This is a genomic window from Enterovibrio qingdaonensis (genome assembly GCF_028683135.1).
GTDB lineage: Bacteria > Pseudomonadota > Gammaproteobacteria > Enterobacterales > Vibrionaceae > Enterovibrio > Enterovibrio qingdaonensis.
Map to the genome: position 1 here is coordinate 1 of NZ_JAJUBB010000003.1, position 21,172 is coordinate 21,172.

Annotated in this window: 16 protein-coding genes and 1 pseudogene; 10 read left to right on the forward strand and 7 right to left on the reverse strand. The window is 44.8% G+C overall.

The features are described from left to right. The first annotated feature begins 102 nt into the window (after window positions 1-102). A complete protein-coding gene (locus tag LRP49_RS04930; protein WP_274140625.1) occupies window positions 103-900 on the forward strand; it encodes a hypothetical protein in 798 nt (265 codons plus the stop codon). A 312-nt stretch (window positions 901-1,212) separates the two neighbouring features. Here the strand turns inward: LRP49_RS04930 and LRP49_RS04935 are convergent. Then, window positions 1,213-1,392 (reverse strand): annotated as a pseudogene (locus LRP49_RS04935) (IS110 family transposase); the annotation flags it as partial. A gap of 96 nt (window positions 1,393-1,488) precedes the next feature. Between LRP49_RS04935 and LRP49_RS04940 the strand changes: the two are divergent. Together LRP49_RS04940 and LRP49_RS04945 are read left to right on the forward strand one after the other, a co-directional pair. Further along, on the forward strand, window positions 1,489-2,286 hold the full coding sequence (locus LRP49_RS04940) for a hypothetical protein (protein WP_274140627.1): 798 nt from the start codon (window positions 1,489-1,491) through the stop codon (window positions 2,284-2,286). 91 nt (window positions 2,287-2,377) lie between these two features. Further along, window positions 2,378-3,142: an FRG domain-containing protein gene (locus tag LRP49_RS04945; protein ID WP_274140628.1), complete on the forward strand. Its 765-nt coding sequence runs from the start codon at window positions 2,378-2,380 to the stop codon at window positions 3,140-3,142. Window positions 3,143-3,301: 159 nt separating this feature from the next. Here LRP49_RS04945 and LRP49_RS04950 read toward each other — a convergent pair whose 3' ends face one another. The 4 genes from LRP49_RS04950 to LRP49_RS04965 all read right to left on the reverse strand — a co-directional run bounded on the left by LRP49_RS04950 (window position 3,302) and on the right by LRP49_RS04965 (window position 8,793). Continuing rightward, window positions 3,302-4,570 carry an outer membrane protein transport protein gene (locus tag LRP49_RS04950; RefSeq protein ID WP_274140629.1) on the reverse strand — a complete coding sequence of 423 codons (1,269 nt, stop codon included), beginning with the start codon at window positions 4,568-4,570 and terminating at the stop codon, window positions 3,302-3,304. 220 nt (window positions 4,571-4,790) lie between these two features. After that, complete coding sequence (locus tag LRP49_RS04955; protein ID WP_274140631.1) at window positions 4,791-5,168, reverse strand: hypothetical protein; 378 nt, start codon at window positions 5,166-5,168, stop codon at window positions 4,791-4,793. A gap of 14 nt (window positions 5,169-5,182) precedes the next feature. Beyond that, window positions 5,183-7,354 (reverse strand): lipoxygenase family protein, encoded by a 2,172-nt coding sequence (locus tag LRP49_RS04960; protein ID WP_274140633.1) that lies wholly within the window; start codon window positions 7,352-7,354, stop codon window positions 5,183-5,185. An 830-nt stretch (window positions 7,355-8,184) separates the two neighbouring features. Beyond that, on the reverse strand, window positions 8,185-8,793 hold the full coding sequence (locus tag LRP49_RS04965; RefSeq protein ID WP_274140634.1) for a hypothetical protein: 609 nt from the start codon (window positions 8,791-8,793) through the stop codon (window positions 8,185-8,187). A gap of 250 nt (window positions 8,794-9,043) precedes the next feature. Here LRP49_RS04965 and LRP49_RS04970 point away from each other — a divergent pair, with 250 nt between their 5' ends. The 5 genes from LRP49_RS04970 (at window position 9,044) to LRP49_RS04990 (ending at window position 13,919) form a co-directional block, all read left to right on the forward strand. Then, window positions 9,044-9,259 (forward strand): hypothetical protein, encoded by a 216-nt coding sequence (locus LRP49_RS04970; RefSeq protein WP_274140635.1) that lies wholly within the window; start codon window positions 9,044-9,046, stop codon window positions 9,257-9,259. Window positions 9,260-9,721: 462 nt separating this feature from the next. Beyond that, complete coding sequence (locus tag LRP49_RS25285; RefSeq protein WP_337992938.1) at window positions 9,722-10,081, forward strand: DUF2620 domain-containing protein; 360 nt, start codon at window positions 9,722-9,724, stop codon at window positions 10,079-10,081. Between the two features lie 13 nt (window positions 10,082-10,094). Next, the gene (locus LRP49_RS04980; protein WP_274140638.1) at window positions 10,095-11,396 is read left to right on the forward strand and encodes a YhfT family protein; all 1,302 of its coding nucleotides are present in this window, start codon (window positions 10,095-10,097) and stop codon (window positions 11,394-11,396) included. 95 nt (window positions 11,397-11,491) lie between these two features. Beyond that, window positions 11,492-12,661, forward strand: a complete 1,170-nt coding sequence (locus tag LRP49_RS04985) for a YhfX family PLP-dependent enzyme (protein ID WP_274140639.1) — start codon at window positions 11,492-11,494, stop codon at window positions 12,659-12,661. A 4-nt stretch (window positions 12,662-12,665) separates the two neighbouring features. Continuing rightward, the gene (locus LRP49_RS04990; RefSeq protein WP_274140640.1) at window positions 12,666-13,919 is read left to right on the forward strand and encodes a phosphopentomutase; all 1,254 of its coding nucleotides are present in this window, start codon (window positions 12,666-12,668) and stop codon (window positions 13,917-13,919) included. Between the two features lie 109 nt (window positions 13,920-14,028). Here the strand turns inward: LRP49_RS04990 and LRP49_RS04995 are convergent, their stop codons facing one another. Together LRP49_RS04995 and LRP49_RS05000 are read right to left on the reverse strand one after the other, a co-directional pair. Next, the gene (locus LRP49_RS04995) at window positions 14,029-16,350 is read right to left on the reverse strand and encodes an ATP-binding protein (protein ID WP_274140641.1); all 2,322 of its coding nucleotides are present in this window, start codon (window positions 16,348-16,350) and stop codon (window positions 14,029-14,031) included. Beyond that, complete coding sequence (locus LRP49_RS05000; protein WP_274140642.1) at window positions 16,343-17,383, reverse strand: cytochrome-c peroxidase; 1,041 nt, start codon at window positions 17,381-17,383, stop codon at window positions 16,343-16,345. Before LRP49_RS05000 ends, LRP49_RS04995 begins: the two co-directional genes overlap by 8 nt. Before the next feature lie 204 nt (window positions 17,384-17,587). Here LRP49_RS05000 and LRP49_RS05005 point away from each other — a divergent pair, with 204 nt between their 5' ends. Then, a complete protein-coding gene (locus LRP49_RS05005; protein WP_274140644.1) occupies window positions 17,588-19,543 on the forward strand; it encodes a RecQ family ATP-dependent DNA helicase in 1,956 nt (651 codons plus the stop codon). Window positions 19,544-19,761: 218 nt separating this feature from the next. Continuing rightward, a complete protein-coding gene (locus LRP49_RS05010) occupies window positions 19,762-21,075 on the forward strand; it encodes an anaerobic C4-dicarboxylate transporter (protein ID WP_274140645.1) in 1,314 nt (437 codons plus the stop codon). Window positions 21,076-21,172: the final 97 nt, after the last annotated feature.

A 21,172-nucleotide genomic window follows, 5' to 3' on the forward strand; every position in this document is an offset into this window, starting at 1 on the left:
TCGGGCGTCCCGGTTTTGGACTAAACGGGCAAGTTGCCTGCTAATAAGTTGTTAAATGCTATGTGGTTTCGGTTATTAGTCAATATAAGGAGAGGTTAAGGCATGGATGTACAGTCAAAGAGTCCTGTATTTACACGGTGGTTAAATATATCTGCCTTACTGGCAACCATATTGTCTACAGTCATTGCACTGTATTTAGTATTAGGTATTAATAAAGACCCGCGGGAAGAATTAGCCTTGAAAGGGATTCCTTGGAGCTACTCTAGCTTTATAAATGCCTTGTCTGAACATGATGAAGTTATAGTGGCTTTGTTTTCTGAAGCCGGTATGAAGTTGAGGAGAAGTGATTTTAACCGATTTATTTATCATTATCTAACCCCGAGTATTGGCGCAACTCTTCTTGAACATGATTCGGTTAGTGGTGGAATTTGCCCTACAGATTATGAGAATTTATTTATATACACCGAATTTAGAGGCGAACTTTTCAAGTATGAATATATTAAAAGGTTATGTGATACATCAGTTGTTAAAAACGGTGTTCTCGAAACCCTAACCTATGAAAATGAACAAAAGTCACAAGTTGAAAAATATAACACTCTCCGAGATGGTAAAATTCAGTCGTGCCTAAGCGAGCTGAAAAGTGTTCCAATTAATGAATTTTATAAGGAAGTGATAGAAACGTATACGCCGACTCAAATTGTTGAAAATACTCCGAGACAATACGTAATTTCAGAAATAGGTATCAGTCTATTAACATCTTCTAAAGAAATAAATAGGAATCCATCAAAGTTCATATTGGATAAAATAAATGTAGCTTGTGAATCACATTATCCAAAGAAAAAGTATGATCAAGATCGTATTGTTCATATAAATGATGCACTTAGCATGTTTAGCATTTAACACATATGAGCCCTTCTCCGGTCAATAGGCAATAGCATTCTTATGGCTGCGTTAGCAGCCAATGCTCTCGAACAACAAAGCCATCTACTTCGTTTTGTCATTTCCGCCATTAAGTCGTAGCTTACGGCAAACACATATAGAAGGTCTCTTATTGCGGTCTCACCGCTGCCTGCCAATCGTGCGACAGGGCCATTAGACACTATTCGGTTAACCCAAACTGGACTAGTCAAAAGTAAGGTTAAACAATTGTTTTCCAGTTATCTTCAGGCTCAGTTTAGGTGTAAGCGACTTTGTTGTTCGTTTGAAACGCAAATAATGCGCACCAGAGCACGCTTGAATACCTATACGCAAGACTGGAATATTTGTTAATGTAGTCAGCAAGTTAGCACGCGAAACGGATTTATGAAGGATGACCTTTACTTGGTCATCAACAGCGTGCAGAGAGAAGTGGTGTTTGGCGAGGTCAACGCCACAAAAGAATTGAGAAGACATGGTTACCTCCGGTATTTAACGCGACACCTAAGTGTGGCAAATCCTCGTGAGGGGGAATCCATGTCATTCGTTATGTTTTTTTAGAAGGTTGTAGTTTTGACAGATAAAAGTCGTCCTATGGAAAGTATAACCAACATTAAGGTTGGTGGTTCAGACAGCGTAGGTAACAAAATAAAAAATGTTTTAGCGACAAATAATGAATTTGCAATTTATGAAATCGAACACGATGATATAAACAGCAAGATAAGAGTTCTGATTGATGGTTATACTGATGAGTCTGAGCGAAAAATGCAGAATCGATTCCACAGAGTGAAGCAAAAGTATATTGAAGCTAAAGGATTGTTAGCAATTGCGTCTAACTACGAAATGATGAAGCACCGTATAGCACATACCCTTTCTTCATGCTTAAGCTGTGAAGACATTGAAGGTAATGATGAGTTTGATAAGCTCATTAAGCAAATTAACCAAGAACACGGCCGTATAGTTGAGAATAGGGCACTATACTTACTGCCATGCTTGCTGGCTGTTGTTGTGTTATTTTTAGTTTCTCTTGTAAATATGCCACTAATCTTTTCAGGAGTTACATTTGCAAAAGTAATGTTATTTTTATTGGCAACCTCATTGGGTTGTGGATTAAGTATGCTTATAACAGCTAGAAAACTTAACTTTGATGAGTTTACAGCAAAGAGTCATTACTTGCTCTTAGGGGTGGAAAGGTGGTTATTTTCTAGTATGGCTGGTGCGACGGCATATGTGTTAATAAAGTCTAATATTGCTTTTCCTGATCTGGATGTTTCAAATGTATGGGTGATGATGGCTATATTGTTATTGTCTGGATTTTCCGAGTCTTTTATCCCGAGTGTCTTGAGTAATCTAAACAAGGCAAAAACATAAAAAAAACCAATTAAGTATGCTCCCGTTGGTCGTCGGACTCGCTCCGCTCGCCGCTTATTGGTAGCGTTATACCTCAATGGAAGTTTTAGAGATGAGTTATACTTGGAAATCATTTAAAGAATTGATTGGAGATAGTACTAGTGGTGACAAAAAGTACTATTTTCGAGGGCAGAGTTGCTCCGAATGGAAGTTAGAGACTAGTTTTCATCGAGCATCTGCCGATAAAAAAATTACATTAAATTCTCACCTTACAGAGATAATACATGATGTTAATCGCCAAGTTTCATCGATGGATAAGCCAGTAGATTTGCAAAATGGCATTGAGTTTGGCGAAATGTTGGCTCGTTTACAACATCATGGATTCCCTACACCATTGCTAGATTGGACGTTATCACCTTATGTTGCTGCTTATTTCGCTTTTAAAGGGGCTCCGGTAGAAGCGAAACCAGAAGATATGGTGTCGATATATATGTTTGACATTAACAAATGGGTTTCTGAAGTTACACCATCTGCCGATTTGCTAAGCCCAATACCATTTGTTAGTGACTTTGCTCCTTATCTAACAAAGAATCCTCGTATGGCTAGACAGATGGGGGTTATGACTATGACAAATGTCACAGATATCCAACAGTTCATAATGAGTAGAGGTCACGACTATTTGTTTAAAGCCTGTATACAAGCCTCTGAGCGCAGTGTGGTTATGAAAGAACTAAATTTGATGGGCATAAACGATCACACTTTGTTTCCTGACTTTGATGGATTGTGTAAACATCTGAAAGAAATCCACTTTGATAACAAATGTAAAGTTCTGCCACCCCCTCTACCATTGGTACCACCACCTCCGCCAAAGGCATAACACATATGAGCCCTTCTCCGATCAATAGGCAATAGCCTTCTTTTGGCTGCGTTAGCAGCCAATGCTATCAGAAACGTACCGTGCGGCTTTCACGTAAACTGAATACAACAAAAAGCCCGCAATGGCGGGCTTACGGAAGTAATAGGGCTCCCAGTTTAGCTAGAAACGATAGTTTACCTGTGCACCCAATATGATGAGATGTCCCTTCGTTTGATACTCGTGATTAGCAGCAAATAGGCTTGTCTCAGTAAAGGTTTCGTTAGATCTGTCCATATAAGCAAGACCCAGATCAACCGACCAATCTGAAGACGGTTGATAGTTCATGCCGACCGAATACCAATATGCGTCTTGGTCGGGAATGCTCAGCGTTGTTTTTCCTGCTTTTTCGTCAAGCGCGAAACCTGCGCGGAGTTTAATCGCAGGGTTTAACTGATAAGTCGCACCAAGTGCCCAGCGCCAAGAGTCACTATAATCTTCTGCTTTTCGAAAACAGGTGCCTCCGGTAACGCTACAGCCTGAACCTGTCGCTTTGAATTCCGTGTATTCACTCCACTGTGTCCATAGTGCGCTGTAATGAACCGCCCATTGTGAATTTAACTGGTTGAAACCTGACAGTTCGATAATGGTTGGAAGCGGTACCGTGGAGCTGGCAGAGACTTTACCGCCACCAGGAACTGCAACAACGCCGGGGGTGAAATCGGTAAAATCACCATCAAGATCTAGGTCAACACTTGCTCGGTAGGACAATCCGAATCGATTGTACTCGTCGAGCTCAATGAGTGCGCCAGCATTCCAGCCAAATGCCCAATCTTCACCTTTCCAGCTGAGTATGGTGTCAGAGGCATTCTTCCCAAAATTACTGGCACCACCACCAAAGTGTCGGTTCACTTCGCCCGTGGCATAAATTAGGCTAACACCCGCGCCAAGACTGAGCATTGGGTTAACCTTGTAGGCAATGGCAGGATTGAAATTAATCGTAAGCAGTTCAGTATCACCCGCCACATCGCCGGCGAGAAAGTCATCGTTAAAATCGGTTCCTAGACCGTAGTTCGAATAAACACCTAAGCCTACGGCAAGTCTGTCGTTTAAAGGATGAACATAGTAGGTGGCCGGAACGACATTTGAGGGCACGGTGTCTTTTGATGATTGGAGAGCATTGCTTCCTGTGACATCGATGGATGCGTCAAAATAGATCAGTGAGCCTGATAGCTCAGGGCGTTTAAACAGTGTCATGCTTGCAGGGTTGCGTCCCATGGCTGCAGCACTGTCGCCAATCGCGGCTTCTCCCGCATAGGCTCTCCCTAGGCCGCCCACTGAATCAAAGGCAATTTGATATCCCGCCGCTTGCGCAGCTCCTGAAACGAGGGCTGAAGAAATCAGCAATGCTGACAAAGCGTATTTAGATTTTAATTGATGTGACCCTACCATTTTTACCTCCATGGTAACGTTCAAAATGAAGCGTTTTTTCCTTATGAAAAGTGCCAATTTGATAGTAGGTGTCAGCATTTTTTGCAGTTAGTCCAGACATGCCAGAAGGCTGTCTTAAAAGGACGTAACGCATTGAGTATCAAAAATAATACAGCGCATTGTGAGATAGAAACAAAAACCCAGCCGAAGCAATCGGCCGGGTTTTTAAGGGTGGGTGAAGTTAAGCGTGGACGTAACGAATAAAGTGATCCATCAACAAAAATTCACTTTGTAGGTTGGAGAACATCACCTCAAAATTGGCGTCTTGAGGGCTGTTCTTCACTATCTCTTTCGCAAACTCGACGATTTGCTCGTCTTTCACTTTCTTCGATTCAAGAACGTTGCGTTTTACCGTGATAAAAACGTCCAGTTCAGGAGGAGAAAGGTTTAAGTGTGCAAAGTCTTGCTTGAGTTGTTCTTCCAAACTTTGTCGAGACGTTGCAAGCACCTCGCGCTCAGGGTTCGTCGACAGGTTTACTTGAGAAAGCACCGCACACGCACTGGCAGCGATGGCAATTTTCTTCATGGAGTCACGGCGGGAATGATCGACCTGTTTCATTTTGCGTCTCCTTCTTAGTTCCAAGGGCTAACAGTGATGGTGGATGGCATTCTTAAGTCATAAGCCCAGCGGCGACGACCATTTTTCTCACGAATTTCATCATCTAAGGCTTTGAGGCTTGTTTGGAATACGTCTAACAATGGGTATACATTCGGGTCGTGCTTGAACTGCCCTTTAGGGTATTTCCCAAGAGAGCGGTGCCAATCTTCGGGTAAGTCGGTAAAGATCCGTGAGAAGAAGAACAAGCCCGCACCGACATTCATTGGCGGACATACGTTCAGCCAATCGCGCTCGGAATAAGGCGTATTTGGATCGACCGGTTGGTCACGATAGAAGCCGAGTGAGCCAATCTTCATGTTTGAAACGAGGCTCGCGAAACCATGGTTCACCGACATCCAATAGATAATGCTGGATACAATATCTACGAGTTTATCGATAGAGCGAGCATGGCTTGGGAATCCTTTCACTTGGCCATAATGGTTAGTTTCGTAGAGGAAGCTCTGTAGCTCGGTGTCTTTTTCAACGTCATAATCAGAGTGATAGTACAAACGTAAATAGCCATCTACCCATTCACGTATAATCGGCATCAACCCATTGTCATCATGCTGTGGGTAGTCATCAATTTGAGCAAGAACGGGGTCGCTGTACTTGTCTATCGGTGTGCTGTGCTCGAAGAAATGATAATGGTTCTTACGGCGCAACGTTGAGGTGACAAACGTTTCGCTGCTAAAGCCTGACAGGCGTTCAATGGCACCTGTCAGCAGGCCATTAAACGGATTCGTGTAAGTATTACCCGTTCCGCCAATATCTGCACCCACTTGGAAAATTCCCGTGTGGTTATTGGTGACCAACGCCATTAAATGCGTATCCAACAAAGGTCTGAGAGGGTGGAACTCAGGAATATTACGGAAGTAAGCAATGGGGATAGGGCCGAGATAAACGTGGGTAGAGAGGTGGTCGACAACGCCTGCCATTGACATCATGGTTGTCACAGAGCTTTTAGCCATTTGCCACGCCCAGTAGTTATCGCCCGCCGTGATGATTTTCGATGGTGGGTTTTTGTTGCCACCATAGCCAAAGATCCCTAAGAAGAACCACCCAATATCGTCCCAAAACCCGCTCTTTTGTGGTGTTTGCGTAGGTTGAATCGCGATCGGCTTAAGTTGCTTACTGCCTTGGGGAATGGCAAACAGTGCGATGCTTGCGTGTAGTCTTGCTCCAAAGTTGTCCCAATTCCTGTTAGCGACAGTTTCTTTGTGGAAATCTTTGTAATCCAGAATAAAGAGACGACCTTGTGACATCGCTTGGTCAAGGTCATCCAGTTCAAACCCTTGAACGCGACGGAAATGGTCGTTTGTAATAGGGAAATTACGCTGGTGCTCGGTAAAAGGCTTTAAGTAGTTAAATACAGGGGTAGGGGCCGCTGTCACCAACCATGCTAGAAGGTCATCTGATTGATGGTCTCGGTCGTATGGAGCTCTCGGCCATTGTTTGATTCGATCACTGTAATAAGGGTGTGTTGGACAAAAAGTCGGGTAGAAATCGAGTTCCTGCAGGTTTTTACATTTTCGACTTGGGAGCGCAACAAGGATCGGATCCATGATCTCGATAGAAAATGTTTCAGGGCTATCAACCAATCCACTGTATATGACGGTAAGGAGCTTGGTGATTTTTGCGGCGATTCCTTCAGATGTTACGATCGTCCAAAAGTTCTTTTCGACATAGGCAATGGTGCCTTCAAATAGGCGAACGCCCGCAAAATCTTCAGACGCATCATCGACGCCAAAGTTATACTCCAATTCGTCTAGTGCGCCGCGATGACGCCATGTCTTCGCATTTTGTACATCGTCACACAGGACGTTGCCATGCACGACAGCACCAGGAAGTTCGAGATATTCAAATACGTTGTCTTTTTTGGCTTTTTTTAGCGCATCAGCACGTTGCATGTTGCTGACGACATCGTGTTGCGGGAGTGACACCGGAGGGTAACCAGGTGTCAGCTTCTCGTCCCCACCGAGGCCAATTTCAGGACCGCCTTGCAGAAGTTGTGCAAGTGGACTGTATCCATCGTGACATCTTGGTTTATTAAAAAAACGGGCAGAACGCTGCTGTGATGCTGATTCTTCCGCCCCTTTTTCTGGCACGTTTAACAGCTTTCGCAGCTCCTCGATTTTATTTTCGCTCATAACTCTTCCCTCGTTAGCTTGAGAATACTCCTTGAATCGAGAGGCGGCTTTTCCAATCTCTCTGACTCTTGAGGTATCCATGTCGTCTTTTATGCAAGGTAAATAAATGTGTGCTTGCGGCTACAATAAATTCCAGCGTTTCGCCTTGCGTAAACGTAATGCACCAAAAGACGTTAGCAGTAGGATGAATAATTCAGGTTATCTGAACACGTATAAAATTTGTCTCTACATCCACTACGACATTTTTTTGTTAACAGAGAGGGCGGTTTTTATAGGCTGGAGGAGGCATCTTCACAGAGTTAGCCACAAAGTATTAATGTGTTAATTAGCTCATGTCTTCCGTTTCTGAGCCTATTTTCTTTTTCGATTACGTGCCGTCCCTATACGGAATACAGTATTAACGCTGAGGGTGTCATGTGATATCTCATGTATGATACTTTTGATTAATAATAATTTGGCTGTTGTTTATTTGTGTCAAGTGCAGTTATATCAATGAGTAACATATAGATTTGGCGTGCGGTAACCTAGGTGTGTAAAAAATTATGACAACATATAGTACTTAATTAATGAAATGGCATGAGGGTGAATATATACATAATTCATTATTTCATGTCTGTTTTATCAAACATAATGGGTTTCGATTGGGAGTTTTAATCCATAAATATTAGATGATGGTAATGATTGAGTGGTATATGCATTAAATACGTTGGCGTTGTGTGAGGGACAACTGAAAGCTATTCCAGATTTAAAATGTATGGTTGGGATTTCTAGGGTATTGTTGGAATAGTGTCACGCTTAAAATGCGTGAATATCAGGTGCCAGAGTGAGTGCTAATGTGTTGATTGCAAGTGCTCTTCAATAAATACGGGTTGTGATAACTCATCTATCAACACAGGAACCATCTCTGACATGACGATGTTTACTGTGCCTTTTTGGATTTGGGTATTTAGTGCTTCACCCTCTAGCTTGGCTAAAAGACCCATCGCATGAAAAAGAACGGCAGAATCCGGTAGGTCTTCGGGAACAAATTCATGATTCGTCATCTCGATGGCTTGCAGCACAAAGGTCACAAATTCGCTGGTGGTATATTCAGCGAAGATAGGGCTGCCAAGCGAACGGTGTAATGAGATGGAGAGCTCTGCCGCTGGGTTGAACTTTAAGATATCTTGCGTGGCAGGGTTCCAAAACAAGGAGACAGAGTCACTTAAGTCGGCCGGAACGATTACATTTTGCTCGAACGCTAATGCAGTGATCAGCGAAAATGCCTGATTTTTCGCATTAGGCTCGTCTTTCTCAAGGCATTCGGTGATGACATCTCTCGGATCCAGCCCACAATGGCGGAGCTTTTGTACGCTCTCAACAATACTTGCCATTTCCTCATTCGGGGAATTGTCAGAAGAAAGTGTTAAGGCAGCTTCATTGTTAATTATTACGTCCACAGCGAGTTCATCATCCGTCTTGAGTTCGTTCTATCATATCAACTGCCTTAGGTCAGCGCAGTGAACCCTTTCAAATTACCGAAAAAAGTCAGAGGGTTAGTGAGAGCTGCTTTTTTGCCAATGCCTAGGGTATGGCCAGCTCAAGGCTCTTGTGAATTTGTTGGGCAGAATGTCGGAAACTTGATACAGCGGTGTCCCCAAATTATATCTACTTTTGACTAAGGTTCCCTGACAGAACCGAGGAGGGGATATGAGTGAGAGAGATACAGCCACCCTTGTTGTCGACATGCACAGCGGCGGCAAAAATAAGCTCGAAATTGCACAGGAGCTATCGTTACAGGGTTGGGTGTTTTATGACGCGCTTGAATTTACAGAAAGTGTTTATGAAAGTGAGTCGCTGAAAGATCCGATTCGGATGGGCAGTTCGCTAGATGATATGCGAAAGCAGCCGCCTATTGATTTCTAAATATTGATTGCTAAATGATGCTAACCAAGTAAAGCCCGACCATTTCGGGCTTTACTTTGCGAACAGCTGCGAGGTTCTGCCCAAACGCCTGTCTATTCACCCTCTAAACCAGCCGCACAAAACCCTCGCCACATCATTGTTTTCACCCTTACTGATTAAATAAACATCTATCGGGTCACACAAATCGAACACCTTGTTTCTATTTTAATCAGATTGGATTTATCTTTTCTTCATTATATTGAAGATACGGATTGGCACATGCTTTCCAGAGATAGGATAAGCGTGGCCAATGGTTGTAAAACGGCAGTCGATGCCTTTTTTCTCAATATAAATCCTCAAAATAATGAGGTATTGGCTTTGTATACACGCAACATGTCGCTGTTGGAGAGGGCTTCACCGTCAGTTCTGTCGTTGAGAGCTGTGCTTAAGGCCCCGAATGTATTTGTAAATGAAGGATGTTTTATGAAGAAGATTGGGATTGCTGGTTTGCAGCGAGAAAAAATTAAAGCACAGATCGAAGAGAGCGCACCGGGCATGTTTGAATGCCACATTCTCAACGATATGGATGCGGCGATGAAAGTGAAGTCAGGGCAACTCGACTATTACATTGGCTGCTGCAATACAGGTGCAGGAGCTGCGCTTTCCATTGCTATTGCCATTATTGGGTTTGCGCAAAGTTGCACCATTGCCAAGCCTGCCATTAAAGCTAAAGCAGAAGAAATTGAAAAGTTTATCAATGAAGGGCGCGTCGCGTTTGGACTTTCCGTAGAGCATGTAGAACATGCAATTCCCATGCTTATCAAACAATTAGCACATCAGTAGTAAGGACACTGTTATGGACTTTATGCAGTTAGGTTTGATTTCAGTTCTTTGTGCCATGACCGCGCTTATCGCCAATATGAGTGCGGCCGTTTTTCATGACGGTATTCGACCAGTATTGCCTCAGCTGTTTGAAGGCAACATGACACGCCGCGATGCAGGTTCCGTCGCATTCGGTCTGTCTATTGGTTTTGTTGCCTCAGTCGGTATCTCTTTCACCTTATCAACAGGGTTGCTTAACCCTTGGCTCTTGTTCTTACCGACAGACATTCTAGGTGTCATGATTGCCAGCCGATGGCTTGCCGCGTTAGCGGGCGGGTTATGGGGTGTGTTAGTCGTGACCTCTTTGTCTGGCGTAAATGCAGTGCTGACGGGCTTACCCGTTGATGCGCTCGGTGCGCTTGGCGAGTTAGGTACCCCTGTTATTACTGCGTTTGCATTGTTTCCATTGCTTGCCATCTTCACACAGTTTGGCTGGAAGGCTGGGGCAATTGCAGCCATCGTTATCTTGTTGTCACGCTTACTGACCATCAAATTTACGGGTATTTACCCAGAATCCATCCAGATTTTTGTCGGCATGTTGATGCTGGTGGGGACGGCAATCTACAAAGATGTTGAAGATAAGAAGAACGGCATAGCACCGCCTGATATGTCAGGACTTCACAGCATTTTTGAAGAGCGTACCAAGCGCATCATGAAACACCTGCCATTCTTAGCGATAACGGGGGCTTTAATCGCCGCTGTTTCTAACGGTGGTTTCTTTGCGGGCTCTGAAGTGTCTATCTATTCACTGGCAGAAGCATACAAGTTAGACGACCCCGTTGCGCAAGATGCAGCGATAAAACAAGTCGCGTTGTCTGAATTAATGCGCGGCCTTGGTTTCATTCCACTTATCGCAACCACCGCATTAGCTACCGGCGTTTATGGCGTGGTAGGGATGACGTTTGTTTTCGTGGTTGGGTATCTCTCTCCAAATATCCCAGTCGCAGCCTTACTGGGTGCAGTAACCATCTGCGTCGAGGTGTTCTTGCTTCGCCGCATTGGCCGATTCCTAGAGAAATTCCCGTCTATCCGTAACGCGTCGGACAATATTCGAGACGCAATGAACACGCTCATGGAATTTGCCCTATTGATTGGCGGTGTGTTGGCCGTTATGAAAATGGGTGGAACGACCGGGCTCACCATCTTTGCAATGCTGTTCTTCCTGAACGAAGTGTTAGGTCGACCAGTACTGAAAATTGCCGCGCCAGCTGTAGCCGCAATTCTAACCGGTATCGCCCTCAATCTGTTCCATGTGTTTGGTCTGTTTGCGGTCTAACTGACTAGGTATTTGAACCATGTTACTCAGCCCATATCCTTATTCCCCCTCAAGGCATATGGGCTGCTTTAAAGTTTTAGTAGAAAGGAATACGTATGTTTCTTGAGGCACTAAAAAAACAAAACTCAGAACTGATTCAGAGTGCCGTATTGTTATTGCGTCAGGGCGAAATTTTACCCGATACCTATGTTATCGATGTCGACCAATTCAGGGAAAACGCTAAAAAAATCAAACAAAAAGCAGATGTCTGTGGCATCAAGCTTTATGCGATGACCAAGCAGGTAGGTAGAAACCCCGTACTAGCGAAAATTTTGATAGAGGAATGTGGCTACGAAGGTGCAGTTTGTGTCGATTTTAAAGAAGCACTGAGTCTGCACAAAGAGGGCGTAAAAATTGCGCACGTCGGGCATTTGGTTCAACCACCGAAGCATGTGTTGCACAGGCTTATCTGGGATATGCAGCCTGAAATTGTTACGGTCTACTCCGTAGAGAAAGCGCGTGAAATATCTGAGGTTGCGGGTGAATGTGGCGTGATCCAGAACATCATGTTGAAGTTCTATCAAGATGGTGACCACCTTTATCCCAATCAGGAGTCAGGGTTTAGGCTTGAGGATATCAACGAAATAGCTGATCAAATTAGCGCGTTGCCAAACGTCAAGATAACAGGGATCACGCATTTTCCGTGTTTTCTCTATGATTCCGAATCCCAAAAAACGCTGCCAACAAAGAATCTACTTACGGCAGAAAAAGCGATCGAAGTCTTGGGACAAAAAGGGATTGAAATTATCCATCGTAATTATCCTTCAGCCACCAGTTGCGAAACTCTCCCTTTAATTAAAGAACATGGCGGCACCCACGGTGAGCCAGGCCATGCATTAACAGGGACGACGCCCGCTAACGTCGATGGCAGTCAGCCTGAGCAGATCGCCATGGTGTATGCCAGCGAAGTTTCTCATGTCCATGAAGGTAAAACATATTGTTTCGGTGGCGGGAATTATGGGCGAAGCCAAATTGAAGGTGCATTGGTCTTCAATGGGAATGACACGACGGGGAACTTTCTACCCATTTGTTCAAGTGACGCTGCCAGTATCGATTACCACTTCCAATTAGAAGGGCAGGCTGATGTGAGCGCGGCGGTCATCATGGCTTTTCGTACGCAGCTTTTTGTTACTCGCAGCGACGTCGCGCTGGTTGAAGGTATCTCAACTGCTAATCCAAAGATTGTCGGCTTGTTTGATACACAGGGAAGAGAAATAAGTAGGTGACAGGATGTCAAAGTTTATCGTTGTCGTTTTGGACGGTTTTGGCATTGGAGAAATGCCGGATGTCGCTGAAGTTCGCCCTCAGGATCGTGGGGCAAATACCGCCGCGAAGCTAGTGAGCTACTTTTCAGAGGAGAAACTCCCGACGCTCGAGTCCTTGGGGTTGATGAACGTGCTAAAGGGCACGAATTCGGTAATGAAGCCCAATCTGTCTGCCAATTGGGGAAAAGCAAAGTTGGCCCATGAAGGCTGCGATACCTTTATGGGGCATCAAGAAATCATGGGAACCCGGCCCGAGCCCCCGCTCGTTATGCCGTTTAATGCATCACTCGATAGCATATTCGAGGCACTGATTACGCAGAGCTACAAGGTCGACAAAATTGAAAGAGACGGCCTTTTTTTGCTGCTGGTAAACGACGCTCTGATTGTCGGTGACAATTTGGAGGCTGACTTAGGGCAAGTGTACAACCTGACCGCAAATTTCAATTTGATTAGCTTTGATGAGGCGAAGCGCATCGGTCGTGTTGTGCGGAACGCGAACAGTGTTAGTCGGAATATCGTCTTTGGCGGATTTGTTGAGGGTTTGAGTAGTTTACTGTCCGCCATTGAAGTAAAGAATGATTCAGCGGGGAGAGCGAAATACATTGGCGTGAATGCACCGAAGTCTGGCGTGTATCAGAAGGGATTTGAAGTCGAACATCTAGGCTATGGTGTCGATGAACGTACCCAAGTACCTTACCAACTCCGCCGATTAGGTATTCCGACATATCTCTACGGAAAAGTGGCAGACATTGTGCAAAATGAACAGGGGACGTCATACAAATCCGTGGTGGATACAGAAACGGTATTTTCACTGTTGGTTCGCGATCTCTCCTCAACACAAACAGGCTTCTTTTGTGCAAATATCCAAGAGACAGATTTGTCAGGGCATGAACAAGATCCAACGCGCTATTGGAATGTCTTAGAGATAGCCGACTTGGGCCTAGAGCACGTTATTAGCACGATGGAGAAAGGCGATTGCCTTGTCGTTATCGCTGACCACGGGAATGACCCTTTCATCGGGCATTCAAAACATACCCGAGAAGTGGTACCTGTTCTTGTGTATCAACAGGGGCGAAGAGGGGAACGCTTAGGAGTACTGGATACACTGGCCGATATCGGTGCGAGTGCGGCGGAATTCTTCGGCGCGCGTTTGCCGCAATTTGGTGAGGCAACGATCTTAAACAAGCAGTACAACGAATGTGTGGTGTCCAATAGTTAATCACGGTAGAGGTCTAACATCGTGTTCCTAAAAGGCCCTTTCGTTAACAGGAAAGGGCCTTTTTCGTCTACGAATGCCGTATACGAATGCTGCTTAGGAAGATGCGTGTTTATTCGGCTTTACGATGAACACTGTCCCCATAAGACTCTAATATGCGCTTAGCCTGATGAATATTCACAGACATTAGATTAAGGATCTCTTGTAGCGTGGTTGAGTCGGGGACAATGCCATTTTGTGCTTTCTTTTCATTGTCTTTCGAAATTCGCGCGAGGTTAGGTAGCCCCAGATCTAGTGCTGTTCCTCTGACAATGTGCAGTGTCTTAAAAATCTTCACGACGTTGAGGTCGGTGAAGCCTTGAATTAAGTCATCGGATGCTTTCTCAAACTCTTCTATCATGAGGCAAAGTAAATCGGTAACGACGTCGTGCTCCTCAGCAAATACTGCCAATGCAGTACTGGAAGACAACTCTTCTTCTGTCATTTTTAATTCGCGTTTCGGCAGTTTTGATAGTGCAACCACATTCGTAGATTCAGGTGCATCTTCAATGTTGTTTACTAGTTTTTCGGCTTCGGCAAATGCCTCGATAAATAAGGTTATCGCCTCTTCTAGGCTGCTTTTTTGCATTGGCTTGGTCAGAACATGGTTTGCGCCAATATCTAATAGTTCATCATGTGCTTCTCTAAATACATCAGCAGTACAGGCAAAAATGACAGTAGGGAGGTTTAGCTTTTGTCTGATGTGTTTGATTGACTCGACACCGTCCATAATAGGCATGTGCTTGTCCATCAATACCAAGTGGTAGTGTTTTTGTTTCAATGCTATAACGGCGAGCTTTCCATTCTCGACCGTGTCTGCTTTGTGGCCGAGTTGTTCGCATAAGCGTTTTGCAAGCATCGCGTTCACCGCATTGTCGTCTGCGATGAGGACATTGAGAGGGAGATGTTCAATAGGTTTAGTAAGGTCGAAATCTATCGGTGTAACAGCGCGGGATTTCGGGTTTTCGTCCACGTCAACAGGGAGCGACACAGTGAATAGGCTTCCTTGTCCTTCCTTGCTTGATACCTCTACTTTTCCTTTCATTTGCAAGATGATCTTTTTGACAATAGACAGGCCGAGTCCTGTACCACCAAAACGCCTGCTTGTTGAGGTTTCTGCCTGCCTAAACGGCTCAAAAATGTGGGCTAATCGATCTTGAGGAATACCGACACCAGTATCCTCAATGAAAAAATATAGCCACTTGGCGTCTGGATCAAAGTCACTGGTGACACGAACATGGCCCTTGTCAGTAAACTTAATTGCGTTTCCGACGAGGTTGAATATGACCTGTCGTAAGCGAGAACTGTCATTGATGAAGTAGAGGCCTGATGGAACGTTACTGTCTATTTCTAGCGTGATGTTTTTATCATAGGCAACTGGACGCAAGGAGTTCGCGACGGGATCTAACAGTGTCGCCATGTTGAAAGATACTTTCTCAAATGCCATTTCACCTTGCTCAACTTTAGAAAAATCCAAGATGTCATTAAGAATGGTCATCAAGTGCTTTCCTGATTCACCAATGATTTTTGCATGTTTACGGGTGAGGTCTTCGTTCGTTTCATCAACGATCAATTCGGCCATGCCGAGGACGCCATTCATGGGGGTGCGAAGTTCGTGGCTCATGGTCGCGAGAAAGAGCGTTTTTGCTTCACTTGCTTTGTCGGCATTTTCAGAGGCCTCCGTGAGTTCATTATTCAGCTGTTTGAGCTTGTTCACGCGAAGCCAAGAGGAAAATAAGATGTATGCAATGAAGCTGACTAAGGCAAGAATGAAATAGGTAAACGACGCTTGTAAGGTAATTAACGCCAAATTTTTTATCTTATTCTCCGCTTCTTCTACGAACTCTGCGGTTTCACCGAGTAGCAAATCATCAAGTAGCCCAGATACTTCCATATTGACTTTATGATAAATCTGGAGATGGTGCTGAGTAGCGGATTCCGCTTGAGCAAAACTCGTATTTAAGAGTTGATCAGTATCAGAAAGGCTGTTTATCGCGTTTAAAGCGTCATTTCTGGCGATAATCAGCGCAACGAGATTGTCGATAGATTGCATAAGATTCACATGCTGATTGGAGTACTGCTCTATAACAGCGTGTATATCGTCAGCCTTGCCGAGGAACAAACCGAATGACAGGGAATGTATATCATTGAGGAATAGATCGAGTGCTTTTTCGCTTTCTACAATTTCTTTTGTAAACAAATAGGGAGTGATGGCGTAGCCAGAGTTAAATGCGATGGCTTCATCTCTGAGTGATAGCGCGTCATGACCTAGCTCGGTCAGTTCGATACTCATTGATGAATATTGTCGTTGAGCCACAAAGCCGTCAATGGCCAACAAGCTCAGTACAATAGAAATTGCGAGAAATAAGTGGCTGATATTAAGTAGTTTAATCACGCTCAAGTTCCTCCAGAATGTGTGGTCTTGGTGCGCTCAAAGAGTGGAGAAAAGCAACAAGGTCACTGACTGTTTCCGGCTCTAATGTCACGCCCAGTTGGACGTCGGCCATAATATTTATTGCCTTTTTAAGGGTTGCTGCTCGCCCATCGTGAAAATAGGGTGGGGTATCAGCAACATTTCGAAGGCTGGCAACACGAAAAAGGTGCATATCGATGTCCTTTTGCGTAAATGCATGTCGCCCGGTGTCTACCCACCCTCCATTGGGCTCAGCAGTGTCACTGTAATAACCAAAACGCTGCATGAGACTGCCACCGATGTTGCTTCCTTGATGGCAGTTAATACAGCCTATTTTCTGGAAGGCCTCCCAGCCTTTTTGGGCTTGCGGAGTGATTGCATCTTCTTTTCCTTGCAAGAACTGGTCAAACGGTGAGTGCGGGGTCAGCAATTGTTCTTGAAAGCTAACAAGTGCGAATTTGATGTCGTTGATCGTAATTGGCCGTTTGGCTGCGCTAAACAGAGTTTGATAGGTAGAAGAGGATGAAACATAGGCATGAATGTTTTGCCAACTGCTGTCCATTTCAGTTGGCGTATGAATAGGCCCGTCTAACTGTTTAGTGAGGCTGTTTGTTCGACCATCCCAAAAAAATCGGTAATTTAAGCTCACATTAAAAACGGTGAGAGAATTCCGTTTTCCTTGCCCCTTAACACCATGAGAAACGGGCGTAATTTGTGCGCCATTGGTTTTTAAGTTATGGCAAGTCCCGCAACTAACAGACTTGTTTGACGAAAGGTTTGGGTCATTAAATAGGGTCCAGCCGACTTTAATTAACTCGAAATCTGCGGGCTCAGGCGTGGGGATTGGGATAACGAGACTTTGATTTTGAGCACTTTCTCCATTGTCATGGCTGTGGCCATGTTCATGGATCGGAAAGTGATCGTGACTAAACATGTCTGATGCCGAAATTACGATGGCGCCAAGACAGAGTGAGCCAACAAAGGCAGCAATTATGGCAATCCTTGCGTTTAACATATGAGCCAACTGAATTAGTTATTATACAAGTAAGTGTAGGATAAGTAGGCACGATGTCTAATGTGAAAACTACGGTGACAATGGGAGCTGCGAAGGAATTGCACAAGGTAATTTCAATGCGATAATGCGATAGGGTTGAGTTAATGTATTCAGTAAATTCATGTACTATCGAGCATTCATCCCCAGATTGATCAGGAAAGCTGAATGTTGCCTAATTACCTCACCACCTTAAATCACGTATTCGGCTTTCAAGGCTTAAGAGGTGGTCAGCAACAAGTCGTCGAAAGTGTTCTAGCTGGGCATTCATCGGCGGCCATATTCCCGACGGGTTCTGGTAAATCGCTTTGCTATCAACTGCCCGCACTGCATTTGCCGCATCTCACGCTAGTTATCTCTCCACTGTTGGCATTGATGAAAGATCAGTTGGACTTTCTAAAAGGGAAAGGTATTGCTGCGGCATCCATTGATTCTTCGCAAACCTATGACGAATCTCGCGCAATCATGCAGGCAGTGAGAAACGGTGAAATCAAAATTCTCATGATATCTGTTGAGAGATTAAAGAATGAACGTTTCCGCCAATTCATTTCATCGGTACAGATTTCGCTGCTGGTGGTTGATGAAGCGCACTGTATTTCAGAATGGGGCCACAACTTCAGGCCCGATTACCTCAAGCTACCTGTCTATCGTCAGCAATTAAACATCCCACAAGTACTGCTATTGACCGCGACTGCAACACCGCAAGTCATAGAGGATATGGGCACCAAATTTGGCATAGAACAAGATAACATCGTGGTGACGGGTTTCTATCGCAGTAACCTTGATCTTAACGTCATCCCTTGCCGTGAACAGGACAAAAATATCGCCTTACTGGATTTGGTTAAACAGGGTGGTGATGCACCAACGATTGTGTATGTGACCTTGCAAAATACAGCAGAGAAGGTGGCATCGCTATTGACCGAAAACGGTCATCCCGCAAGTGCCTATCATGCGGGTATGCCAAGCGATAAACGACAGCTTATTCAGCAACAATTTATGAGCGGACAAATACGCTGCATTGTTGCGACCATTGCTTTCGGCATGGGGGTCGATAAATCCGACATTCGCGCAGTGGTGCATTACGACCTGCCAAAGTCGATAGAAAACTACAGCCAAGAAATTGGTCGAGCTGGACGTGATGGTGAGAAATCGGTTTGTACAGTGCTGGCAAACAGAGAGAGTGTCAGTGTGTTGGAAAACTTTGTTTATGGTGACACACCAGACGAAGTCGCGATTGCGTATGTGCTAGAGCAAATTGGGACGACTGCGCAAAATGGTCAATGGGAAGTGATGCTTAATCGTTTGTCTTCTGACAGCAATATCCGCCAACTTCCTCTGAAAACCTTGCTGGTCTACCTCGAATTAGAAGGCGTTATCGAACCGCAATACAGCTATTTTGCCGATTACCGATTTAAAACGACGCTGACCCCGGCGCAAATCGTCGGTCAGTTTGATGGGGAGAGAAAGCAATTTATTGAAGCCGTATTTGCCGCATCTCCAAAATCTCGCGTTTGGCATTCGGTGGACTTTGATGCCCTTTGGCAGATTTACAATGCTGACAGAAAACGTGTGGTCGCTGCACTCGATTATTTCGCGGAAAAAGGATGGATAGAGCTGGAAAGCAAGCAGATGACAGATGTCTATAAAGTATGTCGTCGTGAGGCTTGTTTGGGCGAAAACGCAATTAGCTTAAGTCAGCGCGTTCACCAACTCTTTTCGAACAAAGAAAGTGCGGAGATTAAGCGCGTTCATGCCATGCTCGATCTGTTTGAAACTGACACCTGTTTAAGCCACCGCCTTGCTCAGTACTTTGCTGACTCAAATGCACCTGTCCAGTGTGGGCATTGTTCTGTCTGTAACGGTCGCATTGCCCAGCTACCTAAACCACAAGCTCTTCCAGAGGTTACGGAAGAACAAGTGAGGGCGTGGTACCAACCTTTCCAAGACGCATCGCGAGCAATAGGTATGGATGCTTCGCCAGAAACAGTCACCCGATTTTTGTGCGGTATAAGCACGCCACTCATGACGCGAGTCAAGGCGTCTAAGATGCAAGGTTTTGGAAAACTGGCAAACTACCCGTTTGACGATGTGAAAAACTTGTACAAGAATTCTCTTGCTTATTGAATGTATGTAAATGGCTGAAATAAAAACAGATATTGTCATTTACATTCTTTGGGCCGAGATAGTGTGAGAGGGTGAGTTAAGTTTGCTGTGGCTCGAAAAATTGCCTTATTCATTACACTCACCCACATCTAAGTGTGAGAACTAACTGATTTTAAACTCAATAAAAACCTTAATATCCCCATGGTTTTGATTTAAACGAAGTCATCAAGGAGTTTGATGTGTTTTTAATTGAGTTTTTAATTGTACTGGGTTGTATCTTAGTGGGCGCGCGGATCGGTGGTATCGGTCTGGGTGTTTTGGGTGGTGTTGGTCTTGCTATCCTTGCCTTTGTGTTTGGTTTGCAGCCAACGAGCCCACCCATTGACGTAATGCTTATGATCATGGCGGTTGTTGCTGCGGCGGCAGCGATGCAAGCGTCTGGTGGTCTAGATTACCTCATCAAAATTGCGTCTAACATTCTGCGTAAAAACCCTCGTCATATCACTTTTATTGCGCCGCTTGTTACTTACTGTTTTACCTTCCTAGCCGGTACTGGCCACGTGGCTTATTCAGTACTGCCAGTGATTGCAGAAGTTAGCCGTCGCAGTGGTATTCGTCCAGAACGCCCACTGGGTATGGCGGTTATCGCTTCCCAGTTTGCTATCGTAGCAAGCCCAATCGCTGCTGCGGTTGTTGCGCTGGTGGCATTCCTTGAACCACAAGGCATTACATTGGCTGACGTGCTGATGGTGACAATCCCGGGTACTTTCCTTGGTTTGGCTCTTGCATGTGTCATCGTGAATAAACTGGGTAAAGAGCTAAACGACGATCCAGAATATCAACGCCGTATGCAAGATCCTGCGTTCCGTAAGGAAATGGAAGAAGAAGTACAGGTTGAAGAAATCGTTATTAAGCCTGGCGCGAAAAAGGCCGTTGGTCTGTTTTTGTTCGGTGCATTCGCGGTCGTTATCATGGGTGCATTCCCTGCATTGCGTCCAAATTTCAACGGCTCGCCAATGGGTATGGCACACACCATCGAAATCATCATGCTGGCAATGGGTGCGTTGATTATTCTGCTGTGTAAGCCTGATGGTAACGCAATCACGCAAGGTTCTGTATTCCATGCAGGTATGCGTGCGATTGTCGCAATCTTTGGTATTGCATGGTTGGGTGACACCTTTATTGCTGGTCACGATGCCATGGTGAAAGAAGCGGTGTCTGGCATGGTTGAAGTTGCACCATGGACGTTCGCATTCGCACTGTTTGGTTTGTCAGTCATGGTGAACAGCCAAGGTGCGACAACAGCAGTATTGGTGCCAGTGGGTATTATGCTGGGTTTGCCAGTAGAAGTGATTATCGCAACGTTTGTGGCGGTTAACGGTTACTTCTTTATCCCGAACTACGGCCCAATCATTGCGTCAATTGACTTTGACCGCACAGGGACAACCAAGATTGGCAAGTACATTTTTAACCACAGCTTCATGATCCCAGGCTTGCTGAGCATGGTGTTCAGTATCCTGTTTGGCTTCTTGTTCGCAGGCATCGTACTGTAATTTGCCACGGAAACACTAAGTCATTAAATTCATGTGCCCACTCGATGATATCGGGTGGGCATTTTTGTATTGGTAGTTTGGGTATAGGTATAAACAC

Bases quoted from the DNA above. Each gene is read 5' to 3' on its own strand.
- LRP49_RS04950 (WP_274140629.1), bottom strand. From the start codon at position 4,570: ATGGTAGGGTCACATCAATTAAAATCTAAATACGCTTTGTCAGCATTG.
- LRP49_RS04960 (WP_274140633.1), bottom strand. From the start codon at position 7,354: ATGAGCGAAAATAAAATCGAGGAGCTGCGAAAGCTGTTAAACGTGCCA.
- LRP49_RS04980 (WP_274140638.1), top strand. From the start codon at position 10,095: ATGGACTTTATGCAGTTAGGTTTGATTTCAGTTCTTTGTGCCATGACC.
- LRP49_RS04990 (WP_274140640.1), top strand. From the start codon at position 12,666: ATGTCAAAGTTTATCGTTGTCGTTTTGGACGGTTTTGGCATTGGAGAA.
- LRP49_RS05005 (WP_274140644.1), top strand. From the start codon at position 17,588: ATGTTGCCTAATTACCTCACCACCTTAAATCACGTATTCGGCTTTCAA.
- LRP49_RS05000 (WP_274140642.1), bottom strand. From the start codon at position 17,383: ATGTTAAACGCAAGGATTGCCATAATTGCTGCCTTTGTTGGCTCACTC.
- LRP49_RS04930 (WP_274140625.1), top strand. From the start codon at position 103: ATGGATGTACAGTCAAAGAGTCCTGTATTTACACGGTGGTTAAATATA.
- LRP49_RS04955 (WP_274140631.1), bottom strand. From the start codon at position 5,168: ATGAAACAGGTCGATCATTCCCGCCGTGACTCCATGAAGAAAATTGCC.
- LRP49_RS04985 (WP_274140639.1), top strand. From the start codon at position 11,492: ATGTTTCTTGAGGCACTAAAAAAACAAAACTCAGAACTGATTCAGAGT.
- LRP49_RS04945 (WP_274140628.1), top strand. From the start codon at position 2,378: ATGAGTTATACTTGGAAATCATTTAAAGAATTGATTGGAGATAGTACT.
- LRP49_RS25285 (WP_337992938.1), top strand. From the start codon at position 9,722: ATGAAGAAGATTGGGATTGCTGGTTTGCAGCGAGAAAAAATTAAAGCA.
- LRP49_RS04970 (WP_274140635.1), top strand. From the start codon at position 9,044: ATGAGTGAGAGAGATACAGCCACCCTTGTTGTCGACATGCACAGCGGC.